Below are 24,234 nucleotides of genomic sequence, written 5' to 3'. Positions count from 1 at the left end.
GGAAGCTGTGTAGATACCCATGGCTATCGGGGGCAAGCCCCCTCCCACATTTGAGATTGCGTCAGTTTCAGAGGCTGAAATCACCTTCTGACACCAGCTCGCTCAGCGGCTTGCGCGGGCTTGGCGCTTCACGGCCTTGCAGGTACTCCGGCAAGGTCGATTTGTCGCCCAGCTTGCCCACCGCAACGGCGGCATGCAGCGCATAACCCTGTGGAATCTTCAGCTCCTTGCGCGTCAGCTCCTGATCGAAGCCGGCCATGCCGTGGGTGTGCCAGCCGCTGAGGCTGGCTTGCAGCGCCAGGTGGCCCCAGGCCGAGCCGGTGTCGAAGGTGTGCCAGAGTGCCGGGGTTTCTTCCGTGGCACCGGGGGCGATGAAGTCGGTTTTCGAGGCAATGATCACCAGGGCCGACGCATGCTGTGCCCAACCACGGTTGAATTCATTCAGCAGGCCCAGGAAGCGCTCCCAGTCCGGCGTATCACGGCGTGCGTAGAGAAAACGCCAAGGCTGCGAGTTGTAGGCCGACGGTGCCCAGCGTGCGGCTTCGAAGAAGCTCAGCAGGGTTTCCTGCGGGATGCTCTCGCCGGTAAAGGCACGGGGCGACCAGCGTTCGGTGAACTGGGTATGGATCGGGTAATCGGCAACGCGTGTCATGGGCAGCTCCTGATCGTCAATTCGGCGCTCAAAGCTACTGCGCCCCCGCTAGACTGACAAGTCTTGTCATACCGACAGTCGTAAGCGCTTGGCCCCAGGGGCCTTGGGCACTAGACTGGCGGCCTTTTCACCTACCGATACCGATGTAGAGCCATGGCCGCCAAAGTCGAACCTTTCTGGATACGCAAAACCCTTGAACACCTCGACCAGGAGGAGTGGGAGTCGTTGTGCGACGGCTGTGGCCTGTGCTGCCTGCAAAAGCTTGAGGATGAAGACGATAACAGCGTCTATTACACGCGCATCGCCTGCAAGCTGCTGGACCTGAAAACCTGCCAGTGCACCGATTACCCCAACCGCCGTGCCTCGGTACCCGACTGCATCCAGCTCACCCCGGGCCAGGCCGACCAGTTCAAATGGCTGCCGCCCACCTGCGGCTACCGCCTGGTCAGCGAGCGCAAGGACCTGCCGTTGTGGCACCACCTGGTCTGCGGCGACCGCGATGCCGTGCACCACGAACGCATTTCCCAGTCCGGGCGCATGCTCAGCGAAGGCAGCGTGCCCGAGGACGACTGGGAGGATTACCTGATCTTCCGCGCGGGCTGAACAAGGAGTGTGTATGAGGGCGGGAACCAAGCTGGCGGCAAGCCTGGTGTTGCTGGCGTTGAGCATGCCTGCGTGGTGCGCGAAGAAAGTCGACCTGGATTATCACGTCAAGCTGCTGCCCCAGGACGATCAGGCCGAGGTGCGGGTGAGCCTGTCCCAGGGTTCGGCGGTGCGCAGCCTTAACTTCGACCTGGGCCGCGCCGGCGACTACAGCGACTTCAAGGCCGATGGCCAGTGGAGTGTCAATGACCACCGTGGCCTGTGGCAACCCAGCGCCAACAAGGCCAGCCTGACCTATCGGGTGCGCCTGAGCCACGCGCGCAAACCGGGTATTTACGAAGCTCGGATGACCCCGAGCTGGGCGCTGTTTCGCGGCGAAGACCTGGTGCCGCCCGCACGCCTCGACCAGCAGGACGGCGTCGAACTGGTCTCGCGCCTGGTGTTCGAACTGCCGGCCGGCTGGAAAAGCATCGAAACCGCCTGGCCGCGCATCGGCAAGAACAAGTTCCGCATCGACAACGTCTCGCGCCTGTTTGACCGGCCCACCGGCTGGATGCTCGCCGGCACCCTGGGCAGCCGCCGCGTGCGCCTGGGCGAGACCGAAGTGACCATCGCCTCGCCCAAGGGCCAAGCCATGCGACGGATGGATGTGCTGACACTGCTGACCTTTGTCTGGCCGCAGGTGGAAGCGGCGTTCCCACGTCATCCGGCCAAGCTGCTGGTGGTGGGCGCCAGCGATCCGATGCGCCGTGGTGCGGTCTCGTCGCGCGACTCGATCTACCTCAACAGCCGCACGCCGCTGGTCAGCGAGAACGGCAGCAGCCCGTTGATCCGTGAAGTGGTGCAGGCGATTGGCCGCTTCAACGACCACGACACCAGCGACTGGATCAGCGAGGGGCTGGCGGAGTACTACGCCATTGAACTGGTGCGCCGTGCCGGCGGGGTGACCGATGAGCGCTATCAGGCGATACAGGCGCGCTTGGCCAGGGACGGCAAGGACGTGACCAGCCTGCGCGGCGACCACGTCAGCGGTGCGACGGTGTCACGGGCGGTGGTGGTGTTGCAGGAGCTGGATCGCGAGATCCGCGTAAAGACTCACAACAAGCGCTCCCTGGATGATCTCGCGCAGGCGGTGATGCGCGCCAACAGCATCACCACCGCCGAGTTTGTGCAGTTGGCCGAGAGCATCATTGGGGAATCGTCGGTGGTACTGGACAGCAAGCTGCTGCGCTGAGCCCTCGCCATACACAAAACAAAAGGTGGGAGGGGGCAAGCTCTAATGCCATGTAGGAGCGAGCTTGCTCGCGAAAAACGTCAACGATAACGCGTGCTTCCTGAATGAACGCGGCGCCTGTGAGTTTTTCGCGAGCAAGCTCGCTCCTACATGATGGCATTAGGACTTGCCCCCTCCCACATTTGAATCTAACCAGTGGTCTTAACGGCCTTCTCAGCCGCCACTTCCGCCTTGGTCTTCAGGTTTTTCAGCTCTGCACCGGCACGCTCGATCTTCGTGCGTACGCTGTTCATTTCCTGGCGGCCCTGTTCCAGCTTGTCTTTAAACGCACTGTGCCCGGTAAACCCGCGCGCCAGTGCCACGCCGCCGATCGCCACCTGAATCAGGCCGAAAATCCCGCCACGGCGCAGGCCTTTGCCCACCATCATCACGCCACCGGCCACTGAGCCGATACGTTCCCAGCCGTGCACGTTCTGGGTGGGCTGATTCTGGAAGGGGGTGTGTTCGATGATAGGTCGCAAGGTTGTGCTGTCGCTCATGATCTGTCTCCAACAAGGTCAAGTGTATGCAGCTGACTGCGTGCAGGCGCCGGATGTTCCCAAAAGATCAGTACTTGGGGCCCGAACGGGTGTTGTTGCCCTTGGCCATGCGGTCGTAGAGCACCACGTTGACGGTGGCGGCCAGGTTCATGCAGCCGGTAGTGGGGATGTACACGACGTCTTCGCACCAATCGCGGATGTCTTTATCCAGCGACCCGTCTTCAGGGCCGAAGATGTACAGCGCGCGGTCGGGGTGAGTGTATTCGGGCAGCGGGCGGGCACCGTCCACCAGCTCCACGGCGACCGGGATGCAGCCCAGGGGCAGGATCTTCTTCAGGTCATCGATGCCGATCAGCGGAATATCGTGGTGGACCTTCTTGGTGTCGGTGATGAAGTCCCGGGCGCGCTCGTAGCGCACGCCGGTGTAGAACACCGAGGCCACGCCGTAGCAGCCGGCGGCACGCATGACCGAGCCAACGTTTTCGGGGGATTTGGGGTTATACAGACCGATGCAGCTGTAGCGTTTATTGCCCACGGGGAAGGGTGCCTTGGAGAAAAGCGGCGATTATACGGCCTCAAGGCGGTGTATTGCTTGGGCTAACGCTATCGGGAGCAAGCCCCCTCCCACATTTGAAAGTGTTCACAACTCAAAATGTGGGAGGGGGCTTGCTCCCGATGAGGCCAGGACAGGCGACGACACTCTTCAGTCGTCTTTCTTCATCAACCCCGCCAACGCCGCAAACGGGTTATGCGTGGCCTTGGCGATTGTCGGGCTGCTGGTGGAGCCCTCGCCGAAGTACTGCTGGTCGGTGTAGCGCGAGTGTTCGTTGTCGTGGCAGTACAGGCACAGCAACTCCCAGTTCGAGCCATCCTGGGGATTGTCATCATGATTGTGGTTACGGTGGTGTACGGTAAGTTCGCTCAAGCGCTTGCCGGCGAACTCACGGGCGCAGCGGCCGCACACGTGGGGGTACATCTTCAGGGCTTTGTCGCGGTAGCCCATTTCCCGGTCGCGCTGGGCATCGGCAAGGATACGGTCCAGCTTGGCGGTGTGGGAGGGCGGGTTGGTCGAGCTCATCATGGCTCCTGGCTGTTTGGTGGTCACGGATAGCGTTGATTCTAGCCGCTTGCGTCGCAAATGACCGCTGGGATCGATTTACTTTACTCATAAGGATCTGAAAAACATGCGTCTGCTTTCATGGACTGTTGCACTGCTACTGTGTGTCGTTACCCTCCAGGCCCAGGCGTTCTCGACGCCCAAGCCCGGGCAGGTGATCGAAGTTGCCCTTGAACAATTGCATCCGACCCAGGCGGTGGTGGGCTTCGACCAGATCTACTACAGCCTGGGCCTGTTCGCCGACAAACCCGCCAAGGTCTTCGATGAATACTGCGAAACCAACGGCCAGGGCGAGGCCGGCAAAGTGCCCGACAAGGCTGACCTGCACCAGCCCGACAGCTTCACCTGCAAGGACCCGGTGGGCACCCATCCCGAGGACATGAAAACCGTGGTGGTCGGCCCCGCCGGCCAGCTGTACCTGACCGACGGTCACCACAGTTTCACCACCTTGTGGGAAGTGCCCGGCGGCGGCCCGCGCTTGAAGATGTGGGTCAAGGTCACCGACGACTTCAGCAACAGCCCGAACATGGCGAGCTTCTGGCAGCGCATGGAAGCGGCCCGCAAGGTCTGGCTCAAGGACAACCAGGGCCAGGCCCTGCCGCCGGAACAACTGCCGGCGCACCTGGGCTTCAAGAACCTGCAGGACGACACCTTCCGCAGCCTGGTGTACTTCACCCGCAAGGCCGCCTATGGCAAGCCGAATGACGGGCAGATCGCCCCGGAGTTCCTGGAGTTCTATTGGGGTAACTGGCTGCGCACGCAGATTGATCTGGGCCAGTACAACTTGAACAAGAAAGGCGGCTACAAGGATGCTATCGAAGCGGTCGCCAAGCGCATGGTCAGCCTGGCGCCGGGCTCGCAGGTGGGGGACAGCGGTTTTACCGCCCATCAACTGGGCGGCATGACCCGGCTGGACCGCGATGAGCTGGAGAAGACCTTCGACAAAAAAGTGCCGTACGTGATCGACTACCGCAAATCCCACAACTGACAGGATCAACATGTGGGAGGGGCGTCTTGGGAAGCGTGCTCAGCCCTTGAGCTTCTCCGCTATCCAGATGGTATGCCGGGTGCCCTTGTTGCCATGGGCAAACACCTGCACTTCCTCGGCCTTGAAACCGGCCTTGCGCAGTTTGTCGCTGAACAGTTTGTCGGCGCTGGCGGACCACACCGCCAGCACGCCCTTGGGCCGCAAGGCCTTGGCGCAGGCAGCCAGGCCACCGGCGGAATAGAGCCAGCTGTTGGCCTTCTGCGTCAGGCCTTCGGGGCCGTTGTCGACGTCGAGCATGATCGCGTCAAAGCCCTGGGGCTCGGCCTGCAGCACCTTGGCCACGTCTTCCATGCGGATCACCGTGCGCGGGTCCAGCAGTGGGCGGCCGGACTTTTCCCCCAGTGGCCCCCGGTTCCATTCCACGACACCGGGCACCAGTTCCGCCACCACCACTTCGGCGCTCTTGCCCAGGTGCTTGAGCGCCGACGCCAGGGTAAAGCCCATGCCCAACCCACCGATCAATACCCGTGAGCCCGGGCGCCCCGCGACCTTGCGGCAAGGGATTTGCGCCAGCGCGTCTTCGGAGCCGTGCATGCGCGTGTTCATCAACTGGCCGCCGTCACCGCCCTGGATCTTGATGACAAAGTCTTCACCGTATTCGAACAGGCACAAGGCACCGCCGTTGTCGGGGATCGGGGTGGTGTCCAGCAGAACGAAACGTTTCATGGAAATCTCATTGGGAAGGGCATTCTTGCGCGGTTGGGAGTAGCCTTACGACATTCCGGTCAGGCCATGGAGCCATCGATGAAGTGCAGCATTCTAACGGTCATTGTGTTGAGCGCGCTCGCATTGGGTGCGGCGCAGGCTCAGGAGTTGCAAACCGTACCGGTGGCGCCGGCACCTAGCCCCGGCGCACCGGGCACGCCAACGCCGACGCTGTATCCGCAGATCACCCCGCCGGCCGTGCCGAAGACGAACGGTTCACCGCCGTTGGTGCCCATCGTATTGCCGACACCGCCGAAGGACCAGACGGTGCCCGGCCTGCAGCAGAACGACAGCAAGCCGAAGACGCCCGGCGGTTAAAACTGTTGGGAGAGTAATTGCCCATCGGCCATGCGCAGGCGCTTGGACAACGCGATGGCGATTGCGCGGATGATCTTCGCCGCCACACGCGGCGTTTCATTGAGCATCTTTTCCAGGGCGTCCTTGCCCAGGTTCAACAACACGCAGTCGCTGGCGGCCACGCAACTGGCGGAGCGCCGCTCGCCGTCAAGCACGGCCATCTCCCCAAAGGCCCGGCCGCTGCGCAGGGTGGCAATGGTCAGGCGCTGGCCGGTGTGGTTGGTTTTCTGCACCGCCACCTGGCCGCTGTGGATGATGCACATGAAGGTGCCGGCATCGCCCTCGAGGAAAATCACCTCGCCCTCGGCAATGCTGCTGATATTGAAGTAGCCGGCGGCGACGTAAAAGTCTTCCGGCAACAACGGGTCGAACAGGCCGCAGTCCATGAGCATGTCGCGGATTTCGGTATTCATTAAAGTCGGGAGTGCCATGGCTGCAATCTTGGTCCATCAATCAGGAGGCGGTCTGAATGTTCAGACAGGACCGCCCCGCTAAGTTCCTTAAACCAGCCCCAGCGCCTTGAACACAAATGCATATTCGAGTGCTACGTCACGTAATCCCTGGTAGCGACCGCTCATCCCGCCATGGCCGGCACCCAGTTCGGTCTTGAGCAACAGCAGGTTGTCGTCCGTCTTGGTCGCGCGCAACTTGGCCACCCACTTGGCCGCTTCCCAGTACTGCACGCGGCTGTCGTTGTAGCCGGCGATCACCAGCGTGGCCGGGTAGGCCTGGGCGCTGACGTTTTCGTACGGTGCGTAGGCCTTGATGCGTTCATACACCGCAGGCTCTTCGGGGTTGCCCCACTCGTCGTACTCGGTGATGGTCAGCGGCAATTCCGGGTCGAGCATGGTGTTGAGTACGTCGACAAACGGCACTTCGGCAATCGCCGCCTGGAACAACTCCGGACGCTGGTTGAGCACCGCGCCGATCAACAGGCCGCCGGCACTGCCGCCGCTGATGACCAGTTGCCTGGAGGTGGTCAGGCCCTCGGCGATCAGGTGTTCGGCACACGCGATAAAGTCGCTGAAGGTGTTCTGCTTGTGTTCCTGCTTGCCATTGCGATACCAGGCTTCACCCAGTTCGCCACCGCCGCGCACATGCGCAATGGCGAAGGCCACGCCACGGTCCAGCAGGCTCAGGCGTGCATGTGAGAACCACGGGTCGAGGCTTGAGCCATAGGCGCCGTAGCCATACAGGTACAACGGTGTTGGCTTGCCGAGCTGGTCGCGCTTGACCACCAGGCTGATCGGCACCTGGGTGCCATCGGCGGAGGTGGCCCACAGGCGCTGGCTGACGTAGTCATCGGCATTGAACACGCCGAGTACCGGGGTTTCCTTGAGCACCTGTTGCGCGCCGCTGGCCAGTTCCAGCTGGCGCACCTGGGCCGGGCGGTTCAGGGCTTCATAGCGCAGGCGGATCTTGTCGCTGACGAATTCCAGGCTGTTTTGCACGTAGAGGCTGTAGGCGGCATCGGGCAGCTCCACGCGATACGGCGGCAAGCCCTGGGGGTGTACTTCGATCACCGGCAGGCCGCCGATGCGCAGGCTCAGGGTCATGGCACCGGTGTTCAGGCTGACGCCGTCGAGCATCACGTCATCGCTGTGGGGGATCAGGTTCTGCCACTCATCCTCGGTTGGCACGTCGCCAATGTCGGTCGCCACAAACAGGGCGTAGTTGATGCCATCACGGTTGCTACGGATAAACCAGGTCCACGCGCCATTCAGTTGGCCGTGGTCGACATCGTATTCATGGTCCTCGACCCGTGGCGCCAGGCAGGTGAAGTCCAGGTGCGGCTGGTCGGCATCCAGCGCCCAGACCTCGCTGGTGGTCTTGCTGCCGAGCGAGAGCAGCAACTGGCGCTCGGAGCTGGAGCGGTAGCAGTGCAGGAAGAAACGCCCGTCGGGCTCGTGGAACACTTCCTGCGCCGCCGTGCCATCCAGGCGGTAGCGATACAGCTTGTGCGGGCGGTGGGTGTCGTCCAGCTCGCCGAAGAACAGGGTCAGGCTGTCATTGGCCCAGGTCATGCTGCCGTCGCAGTTCTCGAACGCCAGTTCGCTGACTTTGTCGGTGGCCAATTCCTTCACGAACAGGGTATAGATCTCTTCGCCACTGGTATCGAGGCTGTAGGCCAGGCGCTGGTGATCGGGGCTGATGCTGAATGCGCCGAGGGAAAAGAAGCCGCCGTTGGCCAGCACGTTCGGGTCCAGCAACAGCTCTTCGCTGCTGTCGTCCACCTGGTTGCCGTCGTCGGCCGGGCGGCGGCAGCGGTAGTGGCGGGCGTATTCGTCACCGGCGGTGGTGCGCGTGTAATACAGATACGGGCCCCAGGGAGAGGGCAGGGACAGGTCGGTTTCGAGGATGCGGCCCTTGATCTCCTCGAACAGGGTTTCGCGCAGGGCCTGCTGGTCGGCGAGCTGGGCTTCCTGGAAGGCATTTTCGGCCTTCAGGTAATCAAGGACTTCAACGCTGTCGCGCTCTTGCAGCCAGGCGTACGGGTCCTGGCCTGGGGCTTTACGGGCAATCGGGGCGGTCGATGAAGGCATGGAGCACTCTCTGTCTGGCGGAAGGTGGCAGGCATTGCAGCCGCGACACGCAAAAGCCGTTATCATAGCCGCCTGTTTGCCTACCTTGCCATGGACACCATGACCGAGAACGACTATCTGACCGCTTGGGGCCTTTACGCCTTCGCTGCCTTGGGCTGCCTGTTGGTGTGGTGGCGCATGACCCGCTGGATCTGGCGCTGGCTGCGCGAACCGCTGCAATTGCTGATGGCCGTGCTGTTGTTGAGCCCGACCATCGTCGACCCGGTCAAGACTCAGTTCGCGCCGGCCGTGGCCATCACGGCCCTGGACCTGGTGCTCAAGGTCGGCAATAACGCCTGGCGGGCGATTTCCGATTTGTTCATGTACACCCTGATCGCCTTTGGTGTGTACCTCGTGTTTGTGCTGATCCGCTGGCCCATCGAGCGCGCCGCCAACGCCCGCCGTGAGCGCAAGGCCGCCACCGACGCCGCCTTGGCCGCCGAGCCTGTGGATGAAGACGACGAGCCGTTCCGTCGTCCTGCACCGGTGAGCGGTATGCGGGTCGAACCGCGCCTTTAACGTTGTCCGCCCTGCAGCGAGAGCCCTGGCATGTGTGAATTATTGGGCATGAGTGCCAACGTCCCCACCGATATCGTGTTCAGCTTTACCGGGCTGATGCAGCGCGGTGGACGTACGGGCCCCCACCGCGACGGTTGGGGCATCGCTTTCTACGAAGGTCGTGGCCTGCGCCTGTTCCAGGACCCGGCCGCCAGCAGTGAGTCGGAAGTCGCCCTGCTGGTGCAGCGTTACCCCATCAAGAGTGAAGTGGTGATCGGCCATATCCGCCAGGCCAACGTCGGCAAGGTGAGCCTGGCCAACACCCACCCGTTCGTGCGCGAACTGTGGGGCCGCAACTGGTGTTTCGCCCACAACGGCCAGTTGGCAGACTTCCACCCCCGCGCCACGTTCTATCGGCCAGTCGGCGATACCGACAGCGAAGCGGCCTTCTGCGACCTGCTCAACCGCGTGCGCGAGGCCTTCCCCGAGCCGGTGGACATCGAACAGATGCTGCCGGACCTGATCGCCGCCTGTGCCGAATACCGCAGCAAAGGTGTGTTCAACTGCCTGCTCAGCGACGGTGACTGGCTGTTTTGCTATTGCTCGACCAAACTGGCGCAGATCACCCGGCGTGCGCCGTTTGGTCCGGCGCGCCTGAAGGATGTCGACGTGATCGTCGATTTTCAGGCCGAAACCACCCCCAACGATGTGGTGACGGTGATCGCCACCGAGCCGTTGACCGACAACGAAAACTGGACCCGCTACGAACCGGGCCAATGGAGCCTGTGGCGACGCGGTGAATGCGTCAGCCAGGGCGTTACCGAGTAAGGATATCGACCATGTTGCTCAGCTATCTGCGGTTGGTGCTGTTTGCCATTGGCCTGTTGGTCGGCGTGCAAGTGCCGGGGTTTATCAACGACTACGCCAAGCGCGTCGAAGCCCACCTGATCGAGGCGCAGACCGGCCTGAGCGGGTTTGAAACCACCGCACGACAGTTCTTCAACGGTGACTTGAAGGCCTTGGTGGCGCATTACCGCGCCAGCGACGACCCGGTGTTCCAGAGCGACGCCAACAGCCTGGGCGCCATGCTTGACCGCCAGGTGGCGTTGGACAAGCAATTCCAGGCCATGCAAGGCCCGTGGTACATCCGTGCCCTGCAAGTGGCGGTGGCCGCCGACCCGGATATCCGCCTGGAGACCTGGAACGGCTACAGCTACCAGATCCTGCTGACCCCCGAAGCCATGGGCTGGGGCCTGGGCGGGGCGATGCTGCTGTCGTTTGGCCTGGAGTGTCTGTTCCGCCTGATCGACTGGGTGGTGCTGGGTGGCAAGCGCTTGCGCCAGAGCCGGCCAATCGAAGAGCGGGACCTGAAAGGTCTCTAACCCACACCTCAGTCTAATGTGGGAGGGGCTTGCCTCCTCCCACATTTGTACCGGTTTATTCAGTTGCTCAGCACCATCCGCTCTTCGCCGACTTCCTCGGCATAGCGGGCAACGACCTGTTGGCACAACCCCACGATCTCCTCCACCAATTCCACCCCCACGCGCCACGACACCACCACCTGCAGGTTCGGCAGTTTCTGCGCCATCGGCAACATCACCAATTCGCCCCGCGCCAGTTCTTCCCTGACCAGCACCGGCGGCAACGCACCAATCCCGAAGCCATCGCGCAACAACCGGGTAATCGCCGACACCGAGTTCACGCAGTTCATCCGTGGCGCGGCCACGCCGTTGGCCTGCATCAGGCTGATGACGTCCTGGTGCGGGTGGGAGTTTTTCGAGTAGGTGATGATGCGCTCCTGGGCCAGTTCGGCGAGGGAGGCGTAGTCGCGGTTGTAGATCGACTGGCTGGCGACGATCCAGGCCATGGGGTGGCTGGCCAGCTCCAGGCTGCGCACGGTTTCCAGGCGCAGCAGGTCGGTTTGCAGGATCAGGTCGAGAAAGCCTTTTTGCAGCTGATCGCTGAGGTTAAGCGCGGTGTCGGCGATCAATTCGATTTCCACCAGGGGGAAATGATCCATCAGTTCCGCCACCAACGGGCTGAGCCAGGTATGGATCACCGTGTCCATCGCACCGATGCGAATGCGCCCGACCTTGCTGCTGGTGGTTTCCAGGGACTGTTTCAGGCCCTGCATGGTCACCATCATCTGCTCGGCGTAATCGAGCACCTTCAAGCCTTCCGGGGTCAGGCTGACGCCCCGGGAGTCGCGCAGGAACAGCTTTACCCCCAGCTCGCTTTCCAGCACGGCGATGCGGCTGGAAATCGAGGCCTGGGTGGTGAACAGCTTCTCCGCAGTCAGGCGGAAGCTCTTGAGCTTGGCCACCCAGACGAAGGTTTCGAGGAACTTCAAATTCATGGGATCAACTTTTTCTTATGCATGGATCGGTTTTTATTAGTTGGACGCCGCACCGGGCAAACGCCAAAAATCAGGCTATTCCACGATAAGCGCCGTTGGGGTATCAGGACAAGTTGCGAGTTCTGCGTAAAAAATCCCACACTACAAAAAACAAAGCCTACAGGAGCAACCACCGTGAGCCGTCTGCTATTGAATTGCGACATCGGCGAGAGCTTTGGCAACTGGACCATGGGTCTGGATGCCGAGGTGATGCCGTTCATCGATTGCGCCAACGTGGCCTGCGGCTTTCATGCCGGCGATCCGAGCATCATGCGCAAGACCGTCAGCCTGGCCCTCAAGCACGGTGTACAGGTGGGCGCACACCCGGCGTACCAGGACCTGCAAGGCTTCGGCCGCCGCTCCATGGCCTACACCCCCCAGGAAATCCAGGACCTGCTGCATTACCAGATCGGCGCCCTCGACGGCATCTGCCGTGCCCAGGGCGGACGTGTCAGTTACGTCAAACCCCATGGCGCGATGTACAACGACATGATGGCCAACCCGGCGCAACTGCGTGCGGTGATCGAGGCCGTGGCCGCGTATGGCGACCTGCCGCTGATGCTGTTGGCGACCCGCGACAACAGCGCGGCCCAGGCACTGGGCGACGAATACGGGGTGATCCTGTGGTTCGAGGCCTTTGCCGACCGTGCCTACGACGCCAACGGCCATCTGGTTTCACGTCAATTGCCGGGGGCGGTGCACCATGATCCAGAGGTCATCGTCCAACAGTCCTTGACCCTTTCCCGTGGCCAACCCCTGACCGCCAGCGACGGCAGCCCGCTGCTATTGCGCGCCAATACCCTGTGCGTGCATGGCGACAATGCCAGCTCGGTCGCCGCCGTAAAGCGTATCCGCGAGGCATTGAAGCCAGCATGAAGCCGCGGATTGAAGTGGTGGCGATCGACTGCCTGATGGTGCGTCTGTTCGAGGTGATCGCCGAAGCCAATATGCCGTGGATGCTCGCCGCCACCCATCGCTTGCGCAGCGGTTTTGGCGCAGCCTTGGTGGATCTGGTGCCGTCCTACACCACCTTGATGGTGCATTACGACCTCACGGCGTTGAGCCCGGCCCAGGCGCGGGAATTGATCGACCAGGCCCTGACCGACCTGCAACCCCAGGCCCAGGGCAGCGGCCAGTGCCATGTGCTGCCGGTGTGGTACGACCTGAGCGTCGGCCCTGAACTGACATTGCTCGCCCAGCGCAGTGGCCTGGCCGTCGACGACGTGATCCGCCGCCACAGCGCCCACGAATACCAGGTATTCGCCCTCGGCTTCGCCCCCGGTTTTGCCTTTATGGGGCTGGTGGATGAAATCCTCGCCACACCGCGCCTGAGCACCCCGCGCCAGCGCGTGGCGGCCGGCAGTGTCGGTATCGCCGAGCGACAGACCGCTGCCTATCCGGTGGTGTCCCCCGGTGGCTGGAATCTCATTGGCCGTACCCCGGCCAAGCTGTTTGATCGCGAGCGCGACGGCTACAGCCTGATGCAGCCTGGCGACACGGTACGCTTTGAGTCAGTCAGCCACGCCGAATTTATCAATCTGGGTGGCGATGACACGCCGTTGGAGGCGCAGGCATGAGCCGCTTGATCATCGAGGCCAGCACGCCGCTGTGCCTGTTGCAGGACGCCGGTCGTTTTGGCGTGCGTCACCTGGGCGTGACCCAGGGCGGCGCGCTGGATTGGGTGTCGATGTCCTGGGCCAACTGGCTGCTGGGCAATGCGCTGGACGCGCCGGTGGTGGAAATCACCCTCGGCGGCTTTACTGTGCAGGCCGAGGAGTATTGCCTGCTGGCGTTGGCCGGTGCGGATCTGGGCGCGTATATCGACGAGCGCGCCCTCAGCCCCGGGCGCAGTTTTATCCTGCAAAAGGGCCAGCGCCTGCGCTTCACCCAGCCGTTCAGCGGCGCGCGGGCTTACCTGGCGGCGCCCGGCGGGTTTGATGCGCCGGATGTGCTGGGCAGCTGCGCCACGGTGGTACGTGAGGCGCTGGGCGGGCCGGACGGTTTCGGCAAGGCCTTGGCCGAAGGCGGGCGCTTGGCCTATTCCGGTACCGGCGGTGCGATGAAAGTGCTGAGCGAACAGGCGTTGCCGGCCAAGGTGCCGCTGGAGGTGATCGTCGGCGCCCAAATTGGCCTGTTCAGCGGCCAGAGCCTGTTCGATGCCTTCAACACCGACTGGGCCCTGGACAGCCGCGCCGACCGTATGGGCATGCGCTTGCTCGGTACGCCGTTGCAGTACCAGGGGCCCTCGCTGATTTCCGAAGGGATCCCGTTGGGTGGCATCCAAGTGCCGCCGGATGGGCAGCCGATTGTGTTGCTCAATGATCGCCAGACCATTGGCGGGTACCCGCGTCTAGGGGCGTTGACGCCATTGGCGCTGGCGCGGCTGGCGCAGTGTTTGCCGGGAGAAAAGGTGAGGTTGGCGCCGGTGGTGCAGGAAACGGCGCATCGGCAGCATGTCGAGTATTTGCGCCGCTTTACATAACACCGCAATTTAAAATGTGGGAGGGGCGGTGCGACGATTCGACTTGCTCCCGATAGCAGTGTGTCAGCCAACACATCAGTGACTGAACCACCGTCATCGGGAGCAAGTCGCACCGCCCCTCCCACATGAGATCTCCTGCATTATGGGGACCGGCGTTTATTTCGAAAGGAAGCGCATCCCTTCCTCAAGCCCGCGCAACGTCAGCGGGTACATCTGATCCTCCACCAACTCCCGCACAATCCCCGTCGAGGCCGTATAACCCCAGGTATCCTTGGGATACGGGTTAATCCAGATCAGTTTCTTGTACTTGGCCATGAAGCGCTGCATCCACACATACCCCGGCTCTTCATTCCAATGCTCGACGCTGCCGCCGGCCTGGGTGATTTCATAGGGCGCCATCGACGCATCGCCGATAAAGATCACTTTGTAATCGGCACCGTACTTGTGCAGCAGGTCCTGGGTGGAGGTGCGCTCGGAGGTGCGGCGCTGGTTGTTCTTCCACACCGACTCGTACACGAAGTTGTGGAAGTAGAAGTACTCCAGGTGCTTGAACTCGGTCTTGCAGGCCGAGAACAGTTCTTCGCAGATCTTCACGTGGGCATCCATCGAGCCGCCGATATCGAACAGCAACAGCAGCTTGATGGTGTTGCGCCGTTCCGGGCGCATCTGGATATTCAGCAGCCCGGCATCGCGAGCGGTGTGGTCGATGGTGCCGTCGATGTCCAACTCTTCGGCCGCACCCTGGCGGGCGAACTTGCGCAGGCGGCGCAGGGCGATCTTGATATTGCGGGTGCCCAGTTCCACCTGGTCATCGAGGTTCTTGTATTCGCGCTGGTCCCAGACTTTTACCGCCTTGCCCTGGCGTTTGCCGGCGTCGCCGACGCGAATGCCTTCGGGGTTGTAGCCGCCGGAGCCAAACGGGCTGGTACCGCCGGTGCCGATCCATTTGTTGCCGCCGGCGTGGCGTTCCTTCTGTTCTTCCAGGCGTTTCTTGAATGCCTCGATCAGCTTGTCGAGGCCGCCCAAGGACTGGATCTGTGCGCGCTCTTCGTCGCTCAGCGAGCGCTCGAATTCCTTGCGCAGCCAGTCTTCGGGGATCAGCGCCTGCAGGTGATCGTCGAGCTTTTCCAGGCCATTGAAGTAGGCGCTGAAGGCGCGGTCGAACTTGTCGAAATGCCGTTCGTCCTTGACCAGGATCGCCCGGGCCAAGTAGTAGAACTCGTCCATGTCGGCAAAGGTCACGCGCTGTTTCAGCGCGTTGATCAGGTCGAGCAGCTCGCGCACCGACACCGGGACCTTGGCTGCGCGCATTTCATTGAACAGGTTGAGCAACATTATCGATTACCGCGACGGCTCATGAATGCCAGGCGTTCGAGCAACTGCACGTCTTGCTCGTTCTTGACCAAGGCACCGGCCAGAGGCGGGATGGCCTTGGTGGGGTCGCGCTCGCGCAGCACCGCTTCGCCGATATTGTCGGCCATCAGCAACTTGAGCCAGTCAACCAGCTCGGAGGTGGACGGTTTTTTCTTCAGGCCGGGGACTTTGCGCACGTCGAAAAACACGTCCAGCGCCTCGCTGACCAGCTCCTTCTTGATGTCCGGGTAGTGCACATCGACGATTTTTTGCAGGGTGGTGCGGTCGGGGAAGGCGATGTAGTGGAAGAAGCAGCGGCGCAGGAACGCGTCCGGCAGCTCTTTTTCGTTGTTGGAGGTAATGATGATGATCGGGCGCTTCCTGGCCTTGATGGTCTCGTCGATTTCGTAGACGTAGAACTCCATCTTGTCGAGCTCTTGCAGCAGGTCGTTGGGGAACTCGATGTCAGCCTTGTCGATTTCATCGATCAGCAGGATCACCCGCTCCTCGGACTCGAATGCTTCCCAGAGCTTGCCCTTTTTCAGGTAGTTGCGCACGTCGTGCACCTTGTCCACGCCCAGCTGCGAGTCGCGCAGGCGGCTGACCGCGTCGTACTCGTACAGGCCCTGGTGGGCCTTGGTAGTGGACTTGATGTGCCAGGTAATCAGCCTGGCGCCGAAGGACTCGGCCAGTTGTTCGGCGAGCATGGTCTTGCCGGTGCCGGGCTCACCCTTGACCAGCAGCGGACGCTCCAGGGTGATGGCAGCGTTGACGGCCAGTTTCAGGTCATCAGTGGCAACGTAGGCCTGGGTGCCTTCGAACTTCATCGGTCATTCCTCGAATTCATCAATGCCCGGACTATACCGCGCGGCCCCGGCGACTGTGAACGCAGACGGGTTATTCAGTCTCTGAATGACCAATGTGGGAGGGGGCTTGCTCCCGATGACGGCGGATCAGCCAATGAATCTGTTGGCTGAAACATTGCCATCGGGAGCAAGCCCCCTCCCACATTTTAATCTGCGCTGGGCTTGGGCTGCTCATAGCGCGCATTGAACGCCTGGATAAAACCATTACGCAAAATCGCCAAAAATGCGGAGAACGCGCTGACATTTTGCTGGTGCACGCTGCCACTGAGTTCCACGCGGGTGGCGAACTGGTTCTTTGCCTGGTTCTTCAATACGGTCTCGCTGGCGCCCACCACGGCCTCCCAGATCGAACGAAAGATGTTCTTGTCCTTGTTCTCCACGTCCTGCTGCCAGTCGAAGACTTCCACGTCGCGCAGCAGCGGCTTGATGTACCCGGTCAATTGACCTTTTTCCGCCTGGGCTTCGATCACCACGTCCCCGGTGCCGGCCTTGAAGTCGAACTTGCCATAGGCGGCGGCGAAGTCGTTCATGCGCTTGAGCTGCAAGTCCCTGGCGCGGAAGCGAAACTCGAAGTTCTCGAAATTGCTCAGCGGGTCGAAGGTGGCGGTGGCTTCCAGCGGGGCCTGGCCTTGCAGCAGGGCCTTGCCGTCGAAGCGCGCGTCGCGCCGGCCTTTGACGTCGACCACATTGGTCAGGTTGTAGAAGCTGGCGTTGACGTCGGTCGCGTCGATCTTCACCACGGGCTTGGAGCTGAAGTTGTGGAAGGCGATCTTGCCGTCTTCGATGCGTACTTCGTCGAGGGTGATGGGGGCCAACTTACTCAACTGCTCGCGCCAGTCGGTACCCTTACCGGTCTGGGAGGCTTGTTTGTTGGCGCCGCCGTCGACGAAGTTAACCTCGGGCTGGATAAACAGCACTTTGGCCACCACCGCGTGGTCGTACCAAAGAGAGTGCCAGCTCACCGCCAGGTCGATCAGCGGCGCCTTGACGAACGGGACGGGCACCTTGCCGTCGACCTTGACGATCTCCAGGCCGTTGATCCGGTACGCACCCCGCCACAGCGCGAGGTCCACGTCGGTCACCTGGCCGCGGTAATCGCCCATGTCGGCGAGCTTGTCATTCAGGTAGTTACGCACCAGGTAAGGGAGCGCGATGCTCACGGCGACCAGGACCACCAGCAATCCGGCAATGGTCCATAGTGGCCAGCTGTAGCGACGTTTCATGGGGAGAGTCCTCTGTCCATACTGGTGCGGTGGACCCCTGCGGCAGGTGCAACGTTCCTTCGACTGGACGCTTTGCAGCACGAGGCATACCCTTGGAGCCTTTCTGAAAACCGCCTAATAGGACCCGCCATGAGCCGCATTTTTGCAGACAACGCGCACTCCATCGGTAACACGCCCCTGGTTCAGATCAACCGTATCGCACCGCGTGGCGTGACCATCCTGGCCAAGATCGAGGGGCGTAACCCGGGTTATTCGGTGAAGTGCCGCATTGGCGCAAACATGATCTGGGACGCCGAAAGCACCGGCAAGCTCAAGCCGGGCATGACCATCGTGGAACCGACTTCCGGCAATACCGGTATCGGCCTGGCCTTTGTCGCCGCCGCCCGTGGCTACAAGTTGCTGCTGACCATGCCGGCGTCCATGAGTATCGAACGCCGCAAGGTGCTCAAGGCCCTCGGCGCCGAATTGGTCCTCACCGAGCCGGCCAAGGGCATGAAGGGTGCCATCGACAAGGCCGGCGAAATCGTTGCCAGTGACCCGGCCACCTACTTTATGCCGGCCCAGTTCGAAAACCCGGCCAACCCGGCCATCCACGAAAAAACCACCGGCCCGGAAATCTGGAACGACACCGATGGCGCCGTGGACGTGCTGGTGGCGGGCGTGGGCACGGGGGGCACCATCACCGGTGTGTCGCGCTACATCAAGAACACTGCAGGCAAGCCGATCCTGTCGGTGGCTGTCGAGCCGATGGTGTCGCCGGTGATCACCCAGGCCCTGGCCGGTGCAGAGATCAAGCCCAGCCCCCACAAGATCCAGGGGATTGGCGCCGGGTTCGTGCCGAAAAACCTCGACCTGTCGATGGTCGACCGCGTGGAACTGGTGACCGACGAGGAATCCAAGGCCATGGCCCTGCGCCTGATGCAGGAAGAGGGCATCCTGTGCGGTATCTCCTGCGGTGCCGCCATGGCCGTGGCCGTACGCCTGGCCGAGAAGCCGGAAATGCAGGGCAAGACCATTGTGGTGATCCTGCCGGACTCCGGTGAACGCTACCTGTCGAGCATGCTGTTCAGCGATTTGTTTACCGAGCAGGAAAACCAGGCTTGATTTATGTCAGCCGGTCAGCCTGGGCCTTCTGCATAATGGCCCAACTGTTTATCATGGCCGGCTGTCACGTCTGGTCTCCCGTCGCCGGGAGGCTGTTGGCCAGGCGCTTATTTCCAGGAGTTGCTGCATGACCTTTTCTTTGGCCGCCAAACTGTCGGTGCTGTTGCTGTTTATCGGCAGCACGCTGTATGTGCACTTGCGCGGCAAGGCCCGTTTGCCGATGTTGCGCCAGTTCGTCAACCATTCGGCGCTGTTCGCCCCCTATAACGCCTTGATGTACCTGTTTTCGGCCGTGCCGTCCAAGCCGTACCTGGACCGCAGCAAGTTCCCGGAACTGGACGTGCTCAAGGACAACTGGGAGGTGATCCGCGAAGAGGCCATGCACCTGTTCGACGAGGGTTACATCCGCGCCGCCGAAAAGAACAACGACGCCGGTTTCGGTTCGTTCTTCAAGAAGGGCTGGAAGCGTTTCTACCTCAAGTGGTACGACAAACCCCTGCCATCGGCCGAGGCGCTGTGCCCGAAAACCGTGGCCTTGGTGAGCAGCATCCCCAACGTCAAGGGCGCGATGTTCGCGCTGTTGCCGGGCGGCAGCCACCTCAACCCGCACCGTGACCCGTTTGCCGGTTCCCTGCGTTATCACCTGGGCTTGTCCACGCCGAACTCCGACGACTGCCGCATCTTCGTCGACGGCCAGGTGTATGCCTGGCGCGACGGTGAAGACGTGATGTTCGACGAAACCTATGTGCACTGGGTGAAGAACGAAACCGAGAAGACCCGCGTGATCCTGTTCTGCGACATCGAGCGTCCGCTGAGCAACCGCCTGATGACCCGCGTCAACCGCTGGGTCAGCAAGCAGTTGGGCCGCGCCACCGCACCGCAGAACCTGGATGACGAGCGCGTCGGCGGCATCAACCAGGCGTATGCCTGGAGCAAGACCTTCAGCGACAAGTTCAGCGGTGTGGTCAAGCAGTGGAAGCGCAAGCATCCGAAGGCTTACCGCATTGCGCGGCCGGTGCTGGCAGTAGTGGTGCTGGTACTGCTGTGGAAGTGGTTGTTCGGCTGATCTGAAGCGTTAGACGCGGTCAAAATGTGGGAGGGGGCAAGCCCCCTCCCACATTTGATCTCCATTGCTTTTGAGATCGCCTTTAAGAGGCAATCAACTGCCGCAGCACATAGTGCAGAATCCCCCCCGACTTGAAGTACTCCACTTCATTCAAGGTATCGATCCGGCACAGCACCTCGACCTTCTCGCTGCTGCCATCCTCGCGGGTAATCACCAGCGTCAGGTTCATCCGCGGCACGATCTCTACCTCGGTCAGGCCGAGAATATCGATCTTCTCCTTGCCCGTAAGCTTCAGCGCCTTGCGGTTCTGATCCAGCTTGAACTGCAGCGGCAGCACGCCCATGCCCACCAGGTTGGAACGGTGAATCCGCTCGAAACTCTCGGCGATCACCGCCTTGACCCCCAGCAGGTTGGTGCCCTTGGCGGCCCAGTCGCGGCTGGAGCCGGTGCCGTACTCCTGACCGGCGATCACCACCAGCGGTGTGCCCGAGGCCTGGTACTTCATGGCCGCATCGTAGATCGGCATTTTCTCGCCGGTGGGGATGTACAGCGTATTGCCGCCTTCCTCGCCGCCAAGCATTTCGTTGCGAATGCGTATATTGGCGAAGGTGCCGCGCATCATCACTTCATGGTTGCCCCGACGTGAGCCGTAGGAGTTGAAGTCACGCGGCTCCACGCCTTGCTCGCGCAGGTAGCGGCCGGCGGGGCTGTCGGTCTTGATGTTGCCGGCGGGGGAAATGTGGTCGGTGGTCACCGAGTCCCCCAGCAACGCCAGTACGTGGGCGCCCTTGACGTCTTTGATCACCGGCAGAGGCCCGGCGATGTCGTCGAAGAATGGCGGGTGCTGGATGTAGGTGGAGTCTTTCTGCCACACATAGGTCGCGGCCTGTGGCACTTCAATGGCTTGCCACTGTTCGTCACCGGCAAACACCTCGGCGTATTCCTTGTGGAACATTCCGGTGCTGACCTGCGCAACGGCGTCGGCGATCTCCTGGCTGCTCGGCCAGATGTCCTTCAAATACACCGGATTACCCTGTTGATCGTTACCCAGCGGTTCGCTGCTGATATCGATGCGTACGGTCCCCGCCAAAGCGTAGGCCACCACCAGCGGCGGCGAGGCCAGCCAGTTGGTTTTCACCAGGGGGTGCACGCGGCCTTCAAAGTTGCGGTTGCCGGACAGCACCGACGCTACGGCGAGGTCGGCCTTCTGGATGGCTTTTTCAATCGGCTCGGGCAACGGCCCGGAGTTGCCGATGCAGGTGGTGCAGCCATAGCCCACGAGGTCGAAGCCAATTTTATCCAGATACTGGGTGAGGCCCGCGGCCTTGTAGTAGTCGGTGACCACTTTGGAGCCAGGCGCCAGGGAGGTTTTCACCCAGGGTTTGCGCGTGAGGCCTTTCTCCACGGCTTTTTTCGCCACCAGCCCGGCGGCCATCATCACGCTGGGGTTGGACGTGTTGGTACAGGAGGTGATGGCGGCGATCACCACGGCGCCGTTTTTCAGGCGATAGGTCTGGCCTTCGTATTCATAGTCGGTTTCGCCCACCAGGTCGGCGTTGCCCACGGCCACACCGCCGCCGCCTTCACTTTCCAGGCGGCCTTCTTCCTTGGTGGTGGGTTTGAACTGCAGGTCGAGGAAGTCGCTGAACGCCTGGCCGACGTTGGGCAGGGACACACGGTCCTGTGGGCGTTTCGGCCCGGCGAGGCTGGCTTCGACGCTGCCCATGTCGAGGGCCAGGCTGTCGGTGAACACTGGTTCCTGGCCAGCGTTGCGCCAAAGGCCCTGGGCCTTGGTGTAGGCCTCGACCAGCTTCACGGTTGCCGTCGGGCGCCCGGACAGGCGTAGGTAGTCCAGCGTCACCTCATCCACCGGGAAAAAGCCGCAGGTGGCGCCGTATTCCGGGGCCATGTTGGCGATGGTCGCGCGGTCCGCCAGGGGCAGGTCGGCCAGCCCGTCGCCGTAGAACTCGACGAACTTACCCACCACGCCTTTCTTGCGCAGCATCTGGGTGACGGTCAGCACCAGGTCGGTGGCGGTGATGCCTTCTTTCAATTTGCCGGTGAGCTTGAAGCCGATCACTTCCGGGATCAGCATCGACACCGGTTGGCCGAGCATCGCCGCTTCCGCTTCGATCCCGCCCACGCCCCAGCCGAGCACGCCGAGGCCGTTGATCATGGTGGTGTGGGAATCGGTGCCCACCAGGGTGTCGGGGAACGCGTAGGTGCGGCCGTCCTCGTCCTTGGTCCACACGGTGCGGCCCAGGTATTCGAGGTTGACCTGGTGGCAGATGCCGGTGCCCGGCGGTACCACACTGAAGTTGTCGAAGGCGCTCTGGCCCCAGCGCAGGAAGGCGTAGCGTTCGCCGTTGCGCTGCATTTCGATGTCGACGTTCTGCCCAAAGGCGTCGGCGTTGCCGAACTTGTCGACCATCACCGAGTGGTCGATCACCAGGTCCACCGGCGAGAGCGGGTTGATGCGCTGCGGGTCGCCGCCGGCCTTGGCCACGGCGGCGCGCATGGCGGCCAGGTCGACCACGGCGGGTACGCCGGTAAAGTCTTGCATCAGCACGCGGGCGGGGCGGTACTGGATCTCGCGGTCGGACTGGCGCTCTTTGAGCCAGGCGGCAATGGCCTTGAGGTCGGCGCCGGTGACGGTCTTGTTGTCCTCCCAGCGCAGCAGGTTCTCCAGCAGCACCTTGAGGGACATCGGCAGCTTATCCAGGTCACCCAGGCGCTTGGCGGCTTCGGGCAGGCTGAAATAGTGGTAGGTCTTGTCGTCGATTTCTAAAGTTTTAAGGGTTCTCAGGCTATCAAGGGATGACATTACATGACTCCTTATGGTCCGCACGGCTACGGACCTGACGGGACGAACAGAGCTTTCAAACTAGCGCTGTTTTCAGTAGCTGGCTAATTACTGGACTCTATGGACAGAACCAAGGTTCCGAACTCGGCTATCATGCGCGCGTTTTCATGACAGGCATTGCGATAGCGCAACGTCAGTTGAGTCACCAGGAGAGTCGATGAACACCCTTTTTATGCACTGCCGCCCGGGGTTTGAGGGCGAAGTCTGTTCCGAGATCGCGGAACACGCCGCGCGCCTGAACGTTTCCGGCTACGCCAAGGCCAAGACTGGCAGCGCCTGCGCCGAATTTGTCTGCACCGAAGAAGACGGCGCCCAGCGCCTGATGCACGGCCAGCGCTTTGCCGAGCTGATCTTCCCGCGGCAGTGGGCGCGCGGGGTGTTTATCGACCTGCCGGAAACCGACCGTATCAGCGTGATCCTCGCTCACCTGCGTGAATTCCCGGTGTGCGGCAGCCTGTGGCTGGAGATGGTCGACACCAATGACGGCAAGGAACTCTCGAACTTCTGCAAGAAATTCGAAGTGCACCTGCGCAAAGCCTTGTTGAACGCCGGCAAGCTGGTGGACGACCCGAGCAAGCCGCGCCTGCTGCTGACCTTCAAAAGCGGCCGCGAAGTGTTCATGGGCCTGGCCGAGTCGAATAACTCGGCGATGTGGCCGATGGGCATCCCGCGGTTGAAATTCCCCCGGGACGCGCCCAGCCGCTCGACCCTGAAGCTGGAAGAGGCCTGGCACCACTTTATCCCCCGCGACCAGTGGGACGAGCGCCTGCATGGCGACATGACCGGCGTCGATCTGGGCGCGGCCCCTGGTGGCTGGACCTGGCAACTGGTCAACCGTGGCATGCTGGTGACCGCCATCGACAACGGTCCCATGGCCGAAAGCCTGATGGACACCGGCCTGGTGCAGCACCTGATGGCCGACGGCTTTACTTTCGTGCCCAAGCAGCCGGTGGACTGGATGGTGTGCGACATCGTCGAAAAGCCGGCGCGCAACGCGGCGCTGCTTGAGACCTGGATCGGCGAAGGGTATTGCCGCGAGGCGGTGGTGAACCTGAAGTTGCCGATGAAACAGCGTTACGCCGAGGTCAAGCGCCTGCTGGAACGTATCGAGGACGGTTTCAAGGCGCGCGGCATTCGGGTGGAGATCGGCTGCAAGCAGCTGTATCACGACCGTGAAGAAGTGACCTGCCACCTGCGTCGGCTGGTGGATGTGAAGAAAACCAAGGCCCGCTAAACTGAGCGCCGGTTTCAGGAGTAGACAATGAGCGATATTTTCGACACCGCCGTGGATGGCACCCTCGACGCAACGGGCCTCAACTGCCCTGAGCCGGTGATGATGCTGCACCAGCACATCCGCGACCTGCCGCCCGGCGGCTTGCTCAAGGTGATCGCGACCGACCCGTCGACGCGCCGCGATATCCCCAAGTTCTGCGTGTTCCTTGACCATGAACTGGTGGATCAACAGGAGCAGGCCGGTACCTATCTGTACTGGATCCGCAAAAAACTCGACTAACACCGGTCCCTGTAGGAGCGAGCTTGCTCGCGAA

26 protein-coding genes are annotated in these 24,234 nt (G+C 62.0%); 14 read left to right on the top strand and 12 right to left on the bottom strand.

All coding sequences use genetic code 11. From position 1 onward, the window contains the following. Window positions 1–67 precede the first annotated feature (67 nt). Window positions 68–652 (bottom strand): nitroreductase family protein, encoded by a 585-nt coding sequence (locus V3W40_RS00775; RefSeq protein WP_027604274.1) that lies wholly within the window; start codon window positions 650–652, stop codon window positions 68–70. A 153-nt stretch (window positions 653–805) separates the two neighbouring features. Between V3W40_RS00775 and V3W40_RS00770 the strand changes: the two genes are divergently transcribed. Beyond that, entirely contained in the window at window positions 806–1,255 is a 450-nt protein-coding gene (locus V3W40_RS00770) for a YcgN family cysteine cluster protein (RefSeq protein WP_003172524.1), read from the top strand. 13 nt (window positions 1,256–1,268) lie between these two features. After that, window positions 1,269–2,489: a hypothetical protein gene (locus V3W40_RS00765; protein WP_065928182.1), complete on the top strand. Its 1,221-nt coding sequence runs from the start codon at window positions 1,269–1,271 to the stop codon at window positions 2,487–2,489. A gap of 188 nt (window positions 2,490–2,677) precedes the next feature. Here V3W40_RS00765 and V3W40_RS00760 read toward each other — a convergent pair whose 3' ends face one another. From V3W40_RS00760 to V3W40_RS00750, 3 genes are all read right to left on the bottom strand, one after another. After that, window positions 2,678–3,028: a YgaP family membrane protein gene (locus tag V3W40_RS00760; protein ID WP_330214252.1), complete on the bottom strand. Its 351-nt coding sequence runs from the start codon at window positions 3,026–3,028 to the stop codon at window positions 2,678–2,680. A gap of 67 nt (window positions 3,029–3,095) precedes the next feature. Continuing rightward, complete coding sequence (locus V3W40_RS00755; protein ID WP_065938927.1) at window positions 3,096–3,563, bottom strand: RNA methyltransferase; 468 nt, start codon at window positions 3,561–3,563, stop codon at window positions 3,096–3,098. A 168-nt stretch (window positions 3,564–3,731) separates the two neighbouring features. Further along, entirely contained in the window at window positions 3,732–4,106 is a 375-nt protein-coding gene (locus tag V3W40_RS00750; RefSeq protein WP_003210675.1) for a YajD family HNH nuclease, read from the bottom strand. A gap of 106 nt (window positions 4,107–4,212) precedes the next feature. On the opposite strand from V3W40_RS00750, the gene V3W40_RS00745 reads away from it, so the two are divergent. Next, the gene (locus V3W40_RS00745; protein WP_065928180.1) at window positions 4,213–5,133 is read left to right on the top strand and encodes a ParB/Srx family N-terminal domain-containing protein; all 921 of its coding nucleotides are present in this window, start codon (window positions 4,213–4,215) and stop codon (window positions 5,131–5,133) included. Window positions 5,134–5,172: 39 nt separating this feature from the next. On the opposite strand, the gene V3W40_RS00740 is transcribed toward V3W40_RS00745, so the two are convergent. After that, complete coding sequence (locus V3W40_RS00740) at window positions 5,173–5,859, bottom strand: spermidine synthase (protein WP_065928179.1); 687 nt, start codon at window positions 5,857–5,859, stop codon at window positions 5,173–5,175. 78 nt (window positions 5,860–5,937) lie between these two features. On the opposite strand from V3W40_RS00740, the gene V3W40_RS00735 reads away from it, so the two are divergent. Next, entirely contained in the window at window positions 5,938–6,216 is a 279-nt protein-coding gene (locus V3W40_RS00735; protein WP_027604268.1) for a hypothetical protein, read from the top strand. Here the strand turns inward: V3W40_RS00735 and V3W40_RS00730 are convergent. Both V3W40_RS00730 and V3W40_RS00725 read right to left on the bottom strand, forming a co-directional pair. Beyond that, the gene (locus V3W40_RS00730) at window positions 6,213–6,686 is read right to left on the bottom strand and encodes a cyclic nucleotide-binding domain-containing protein (protein WP_027604267.1); all 474 of its coding nucleotides are present in this window, start codon (window positions 6,684–6,686) and stop codon (window positions 6,213–6,215) included. The genes V3W40_RS00735 and V3W40_RS00730 overlap by 4 nt on opposite strands. Window positions 6,687–6,755: 69 nt before the next feature. Further along, a complete protein-coding gene (locus V3W40_RS00725; RefSeq protein ID WP_065928178.1) occupies window positions 6,756–8,798 on the bottom strand; it encodes a S9 family peptidase in 2,043 nt (680 codons plus the stop codon). A gap of 24 nt (window positions 8,799–8,822) precedes the next feature. Between V3W40_RS00725 and V3W40_RS00720 the strand changes: the two genes are divergently transcribed. Genes V3W40_RS00720 through V3W40_RS00710 form a run of 3 tightly spaced genes read left to right on the top strand, consistent with a single transcriptional unit; the run spans window position 8,823 to window position 10,717 of the window. Then, on the top strand, window positions 8,823–9,356 hold the full coding sequence (locus V3W40_RS00720; RefSeq protein WP_027604265.1) for a hypothetical protein: 534 nt from the start codon (window positions 8,823–8,825) through the stop codon (window positions 9,354–9,356). A 30-nt stretch (window positions 9,357–9,386) separates the two neighbouring features. After that, window positions 9,387–10,163, top strand: a complete 777-nt coding sequence (locus V3W40_RS00715) for a class II glutamine amidotransferase (RefSeq protein WP_065928175.1) — start codon at window positions 9,387–9,389, stop codon at window positions 10,161–10,163. An 11-nt stretch (window positions 10,164–10,174) separates the two neighbouring features. Continuing rightward, entirely contained in the window at window positions 10,175–10,717 is a 543-nt protein-coding gene (locus V3W40_RS00710) for a DUF2937 family protein (RefSeq protein ID WP_027604263.1), read from the top strand. Between the two features lie 59 nt (window positions 10,718–10,776). Here the strand turns inward: V3W40_RS00710 and V3W40_RS00705 are convergent, their stop codons facing one another. After that, window positions 10,777–11,691 carry a LysR family transcriptional regulator gene (locus tag V3W40_RS00705; protein ID WP_065928174.1) on the bottom strand — a complete coding sequence of 305 codons (915 nt, stop codon included), beginning with the start codon at window positions 11,689–11,691 and terminating at the stop codon, window positions 10,777–10,779. 174 nt (window positions 11,692–11,865) lie between these two features. Here V3W40_RS00705 and V3W40_RS00700 point away from each other — a divergent pair, with 174 nt between their 5' ends. From V3W40_RS00700 to V3W40_RS00690, 3 genes are read left to right on the top strand one after another with little or no spacing between them, the layout of a single operon-like run. Next, window positions 11,866–12,606 (top strand): 5-oxoprolinase subunit PxpA, encoded by a 741-nt coding sequence (locus tag V3W40_RS00700; RefSeq protein ID WP_065928173.1) that lies wholly within the window; start codon window positions 11,866–11,868, stop codon window positions 12,604–12,606. After that, window positions 12,603–13,307 carry a 5-oxoprolinase subunit PxpB gene (pxpB, locus tag V3W40_RS00695; protein WP_065928172.1) on the top strand — a complete coding sequence of 235 codons (705 nt, stop codon included), beginning with the start codon at window positions 12,603–12,605 and terminating at the stop codon, window positions 13,305–13,307. Before V3W40_RS00700 ends, pxpB begins: the two co-directional genes overlap by 4 nt. Next, a complete protein-coding gene (locus tag V3W40_RS00690) occupies window positions 13,304–14,212 on the top strand; it encodes a biotin-dependent carboxyltransferase family protein (protein ID WP_074844478.1) in 909 nt (302 codons plus the stop codon). The genes pxpB and V3W40_RS00690 overlap by 4 nt, the downstream gene beginning before the upstream one ends. Before the next feature lie 156 nt (window positions 14,213–14,368). On the opposite strand, the gene V3W40_RS00685 is transcribed toward V3W40_RS00690, so the two are convergent. The 3 genes from V3W40_RS00685 to V3W40_RS00675 all read right to left on the bottom strand — a co-directional run bounded on the left by V3W40_RS00685 (window position 14,369) and on the right by V3W40_RS00675 (window position 17,654). After that, window positions 14,369–15,547, bottom strand: coding sequence for a vWA domain-containing protein (locus V3W40_RS00685; protein WP_024074064.1), 1,179 nt, complete (start codon window positions 15,545–15,547; stop codon window positions 14,369–14,371). Continuing rightward, window positions 15,547–16,392 (bottom strand): AAA family ATPase, encoded by an 846-nt coding sequence (locus V3W40_RS00680; RefSeq protein WP_027604257.1) that lies wholly within the window; start codon window positions 16,390–16,392, stop codon window positions 15,547–15,549. The genes V3W40_RS00685 and V3W40_RS00680 overlap by 1 nt, the downstream gene beginning before the upstream one ends. Window positions 16,393–16,577: 185 nt before the next feature. Then, window positions 16,578–17,654, bottom strand: coding sequence for a DUF748 domain-containing protein (locus V3W40_RS00675; protein WP_065928170.1), 1,077 nt, complete (start codon window positions 17,652–17,654; stop codon window positions 16,578–16,580). 129 nt (window positions 17,655–17,783) lie between these two features. On the opposite strand from V3W40_RS00675, the gene cysK reads away from it, so the two are divergent. Then, a complete protein-coding gene (gene cysK / locus V3W40_RS00670; protein WP_065928169.1) occupies window positions 17,784–18,758 on the top strand; it encodes a cysteine synthase A in 975 nt (324 codons plus the stop codon). A 127-nt stretch (window positions 18,759–18,885) separates the two neighbouring features. After that, a complete protein-coding gene (locus V3W40_RS00665) occupies window positions 18,886–19,824 on the top strand; it encodes an aspartyl/asparaginyl beta-hydroxylase domain-containing protein (RefSeq protein ID WP_074844485.1) in 939 nt (312 codons plus the stop codon). A gap of 82 nt (window positions 19,825–19,906) precedes the next feature. On the opposite strand, the gene acnA is transcribed toward V3W40_RS00665, so the two are convergent. Then, window positions 19,907–22,648, bottom strand: a complete 2,742-nt coding sequence (acnA, locus tag V3W40_RS00660) for an aconitate hydratase AcnA (RefSeq protein ID WP_330214251.1) — start codon at window positions 22,646–22,648, stop codon at window positions 19,907–19,909. Between the two features lie 196 nt (window positions 22,649–22,844). Between acnA and rlmM the strand changes: the two genes are divergently transcribed. Both rlmM and tusA read left to right on the top strand, forming a co-directional pair. Beyond that, window positions 22,845–23,921 (top strand): 23S rRNA (cytidine(2498)-2'-O)-methyltransferase RlmM, encoded by a 1,077-nt coding sequence (rlmM, locus tag V3W40_RS00655; RefSeq protein WP_046490414.1) that lies wholly within the window; start codon window positions 22,845–22,847, stop codon window positions 23,919–23,921. A 27-nt stretch (window positions 23,922–23,948) separates the two neighbouring features. Beyond that, complete coding sequence (gene tusA / locus V3W40_RS00650; protein ID WP_065928166.1) at window positions 23,949–24,200, top strand: sulfurtransferase TusA; 252 nt, start codon at window positions 23,949–23,951, stop codon at window positions 24,198–24,200. The last annotated feature ends 34 nt before the right edge of the window (window positions 24,201–24,234 follow it).

This window comes from Pseudomonas sp. AM8, assembly GCF_036346475.1.
Classification (GTDB): domain Bacteria; phylum Pseudomonadota; class Gammaproteobacteria; order Pseudomonadales; family Pseudomonadaceae; genus Aquipseudomonas; species Aquipseudomonas marginalis.
Note: the sequence above shows the minus strand (reverse complement) of the source record. Positions and strands in the feature narration are given on the sequence as shown.

Excerpts from the sequence above, each read along its gene's own strand:
- tusA (WP_065928166.1), top strand. The coding sequence starts at position 23,949 with ATGAGCGATATTTTCGACACCGCCGTGGATGGCACCCTCGACGCAACG.
- cysK (WP_065928169.1), top strand. The coding sequence starts at position 17,784 with ATGAGCCGCATTTTTGCAGACAACGCGCACTCCATCGGTAACACGCCC.
- rlmM (WP_046490414.1), top strand. The coding sequence starts at position 22,845 with ATGAACACCCTTTTTATGCACTGCCGCCCGGGGTTTGAGGGCGAAGTC.
- V3W40_RS00765 (WP_065928182.1), top strand. The coding sequence starts at position 1,269 with ATGAGGGCGGGAACCAAGCTGGCGGCAAGCCTGGTGTTGCTGGCGTTG.
- V3W40_RS00770 (WP_003172524.1), top strand. The coding sequence starts at position 806 with ATGGCCGCCAAAGTCGAACCTTTCTGGATACGCAAAACCCTTGAACAC.
- V3W40_RS00730 (WP_027604267.1), bottom strand. The coding sequence starts at position 6,686 with ATGGCACTCCCGACTTTAATGAATACCGAAATCCGCGACATGCTCATG.
- V3W40_RS00725 (WP_065928178.1), bottom strand. The coding sequence starts at position 8,798 with ATGCCTTCATCGACCGCCCCGATTGCCCGTAAAGCCCCAGGCCAGGAC.
- V3W40_RS00740 (WP_065928179.1), bottom strand. The coding sequence starts at position 5,859 with ATGAAACGTTTCGTTCTGCTGGACACCACCCCGATCCCCGACAACGGC.
- V3W40_RS00685 (WP_024074064.1), bottom strand. The coding sequence starts at position 15,547 with ATGTTGCTCAACCTGTTCAATGAAATGCGCGCAGCCAAGGTCCCGGTG.
- V3W40_RS00675 (WP_065928170.1), bottom strand. The coding sequence starts at position 17,654 with ATGAAACGTCGCTACAGCTGGCCACTATGGACCATTGCCGGATTGCTG.
- V3W40_RS00710 (WP_027604263.1), top strand. The coding sequence starts at position 10,175 with ATGTTGCTCAGCTATCTGCGGTTGGTGCTGTTTGCCATTGGCCTGTTG.
- V3W40_RS00745 (WP_065928180.1), top strand. The coding sequence starts at position 4,213 with ATGCGTCTGCTTTCATGGACTGTTGCACTGCTACTGTGTGTCGTTACC.
- V3W40_RS00735 (WP_027604268.1), top strand. The coding sequence starts at position 5,938 with ATGAAGTGCAGCATTCTAACGGTCATTGTGTTGAGCGCGCTCGCATTG.
- V3W40_RS00690 (WP_074844478.1), top strand. The coding sequence starts at position 13,304 with ATGAGCCGCTTGATCATCGAGGCCAGCACGCCGCTGTGCCTGTTGCAG.
- V3W40_RS00760 (WP_330214252.1), bottom strand. The coding sequence starts at position 3,028 with ATGAGCGACAGCACAACCTTGCGACCTATCATCGAACACACCCCCTTC.
- V3W40_RS00705 (WP_065928174.1), bottom strand. The coding sequence starts at position 11,691 with ATGAATTTGAAGTTCCTCGAAACCTTCGTCTGGGTGGCCAAGCTCAAG.
- V3W40_RS00775 (WP_027604274.1), bottom strand. The coding sequence starts at position 652 with ATGACACGCGTTGCCGATTACCCGATCCATACCCAGTTCACCGAACGC.
- pxpB (WP_065928172.1), top strand. The coding sequence starts at position 12,603 with ATGAAGCCGCGGATTGAAGTGGTGGCGATCGACTGCCTGATGGTGCGT.
- V3W40_RS00715 (WP_065928175.1), top strand. The coding sequence starts at position 9,387 with ATGTGTGAATTATTGGGCATGAGTGCCAACGTCCCCACCGATATCGTG.
- V3W40_RS00665 (WP_074844485.1), top strand. The coding sequence starts at position 18,886 with ATGACCTTTTCTTTGGCCGCCAAACTGTCGGTGCTGTTGCTGTTTATC.
- V3W40_RS00750 (WP_003210675.1), bottom strand. The coding sequence starts at position 4,106 with ATGAGCTCGACCAACCCGCCCTCCCACACCGCCAAGCTGGACCGTATC.
- V3W40_RS00680 (WP_027604257.1), bottom strand. The coding sequence starts at position 16,392 with ATGAAGTTCGAAGGCACCCAGGCCTACGTTGCCACTGATGACCTGAAA.
- acnA (WP_330214251.1), bottom strand. The coding sequence starts at position 22,648 with ATGTCATCCCTTGATAGCCTGAGAACCCTTAAAACTTTAGAAATCGAC.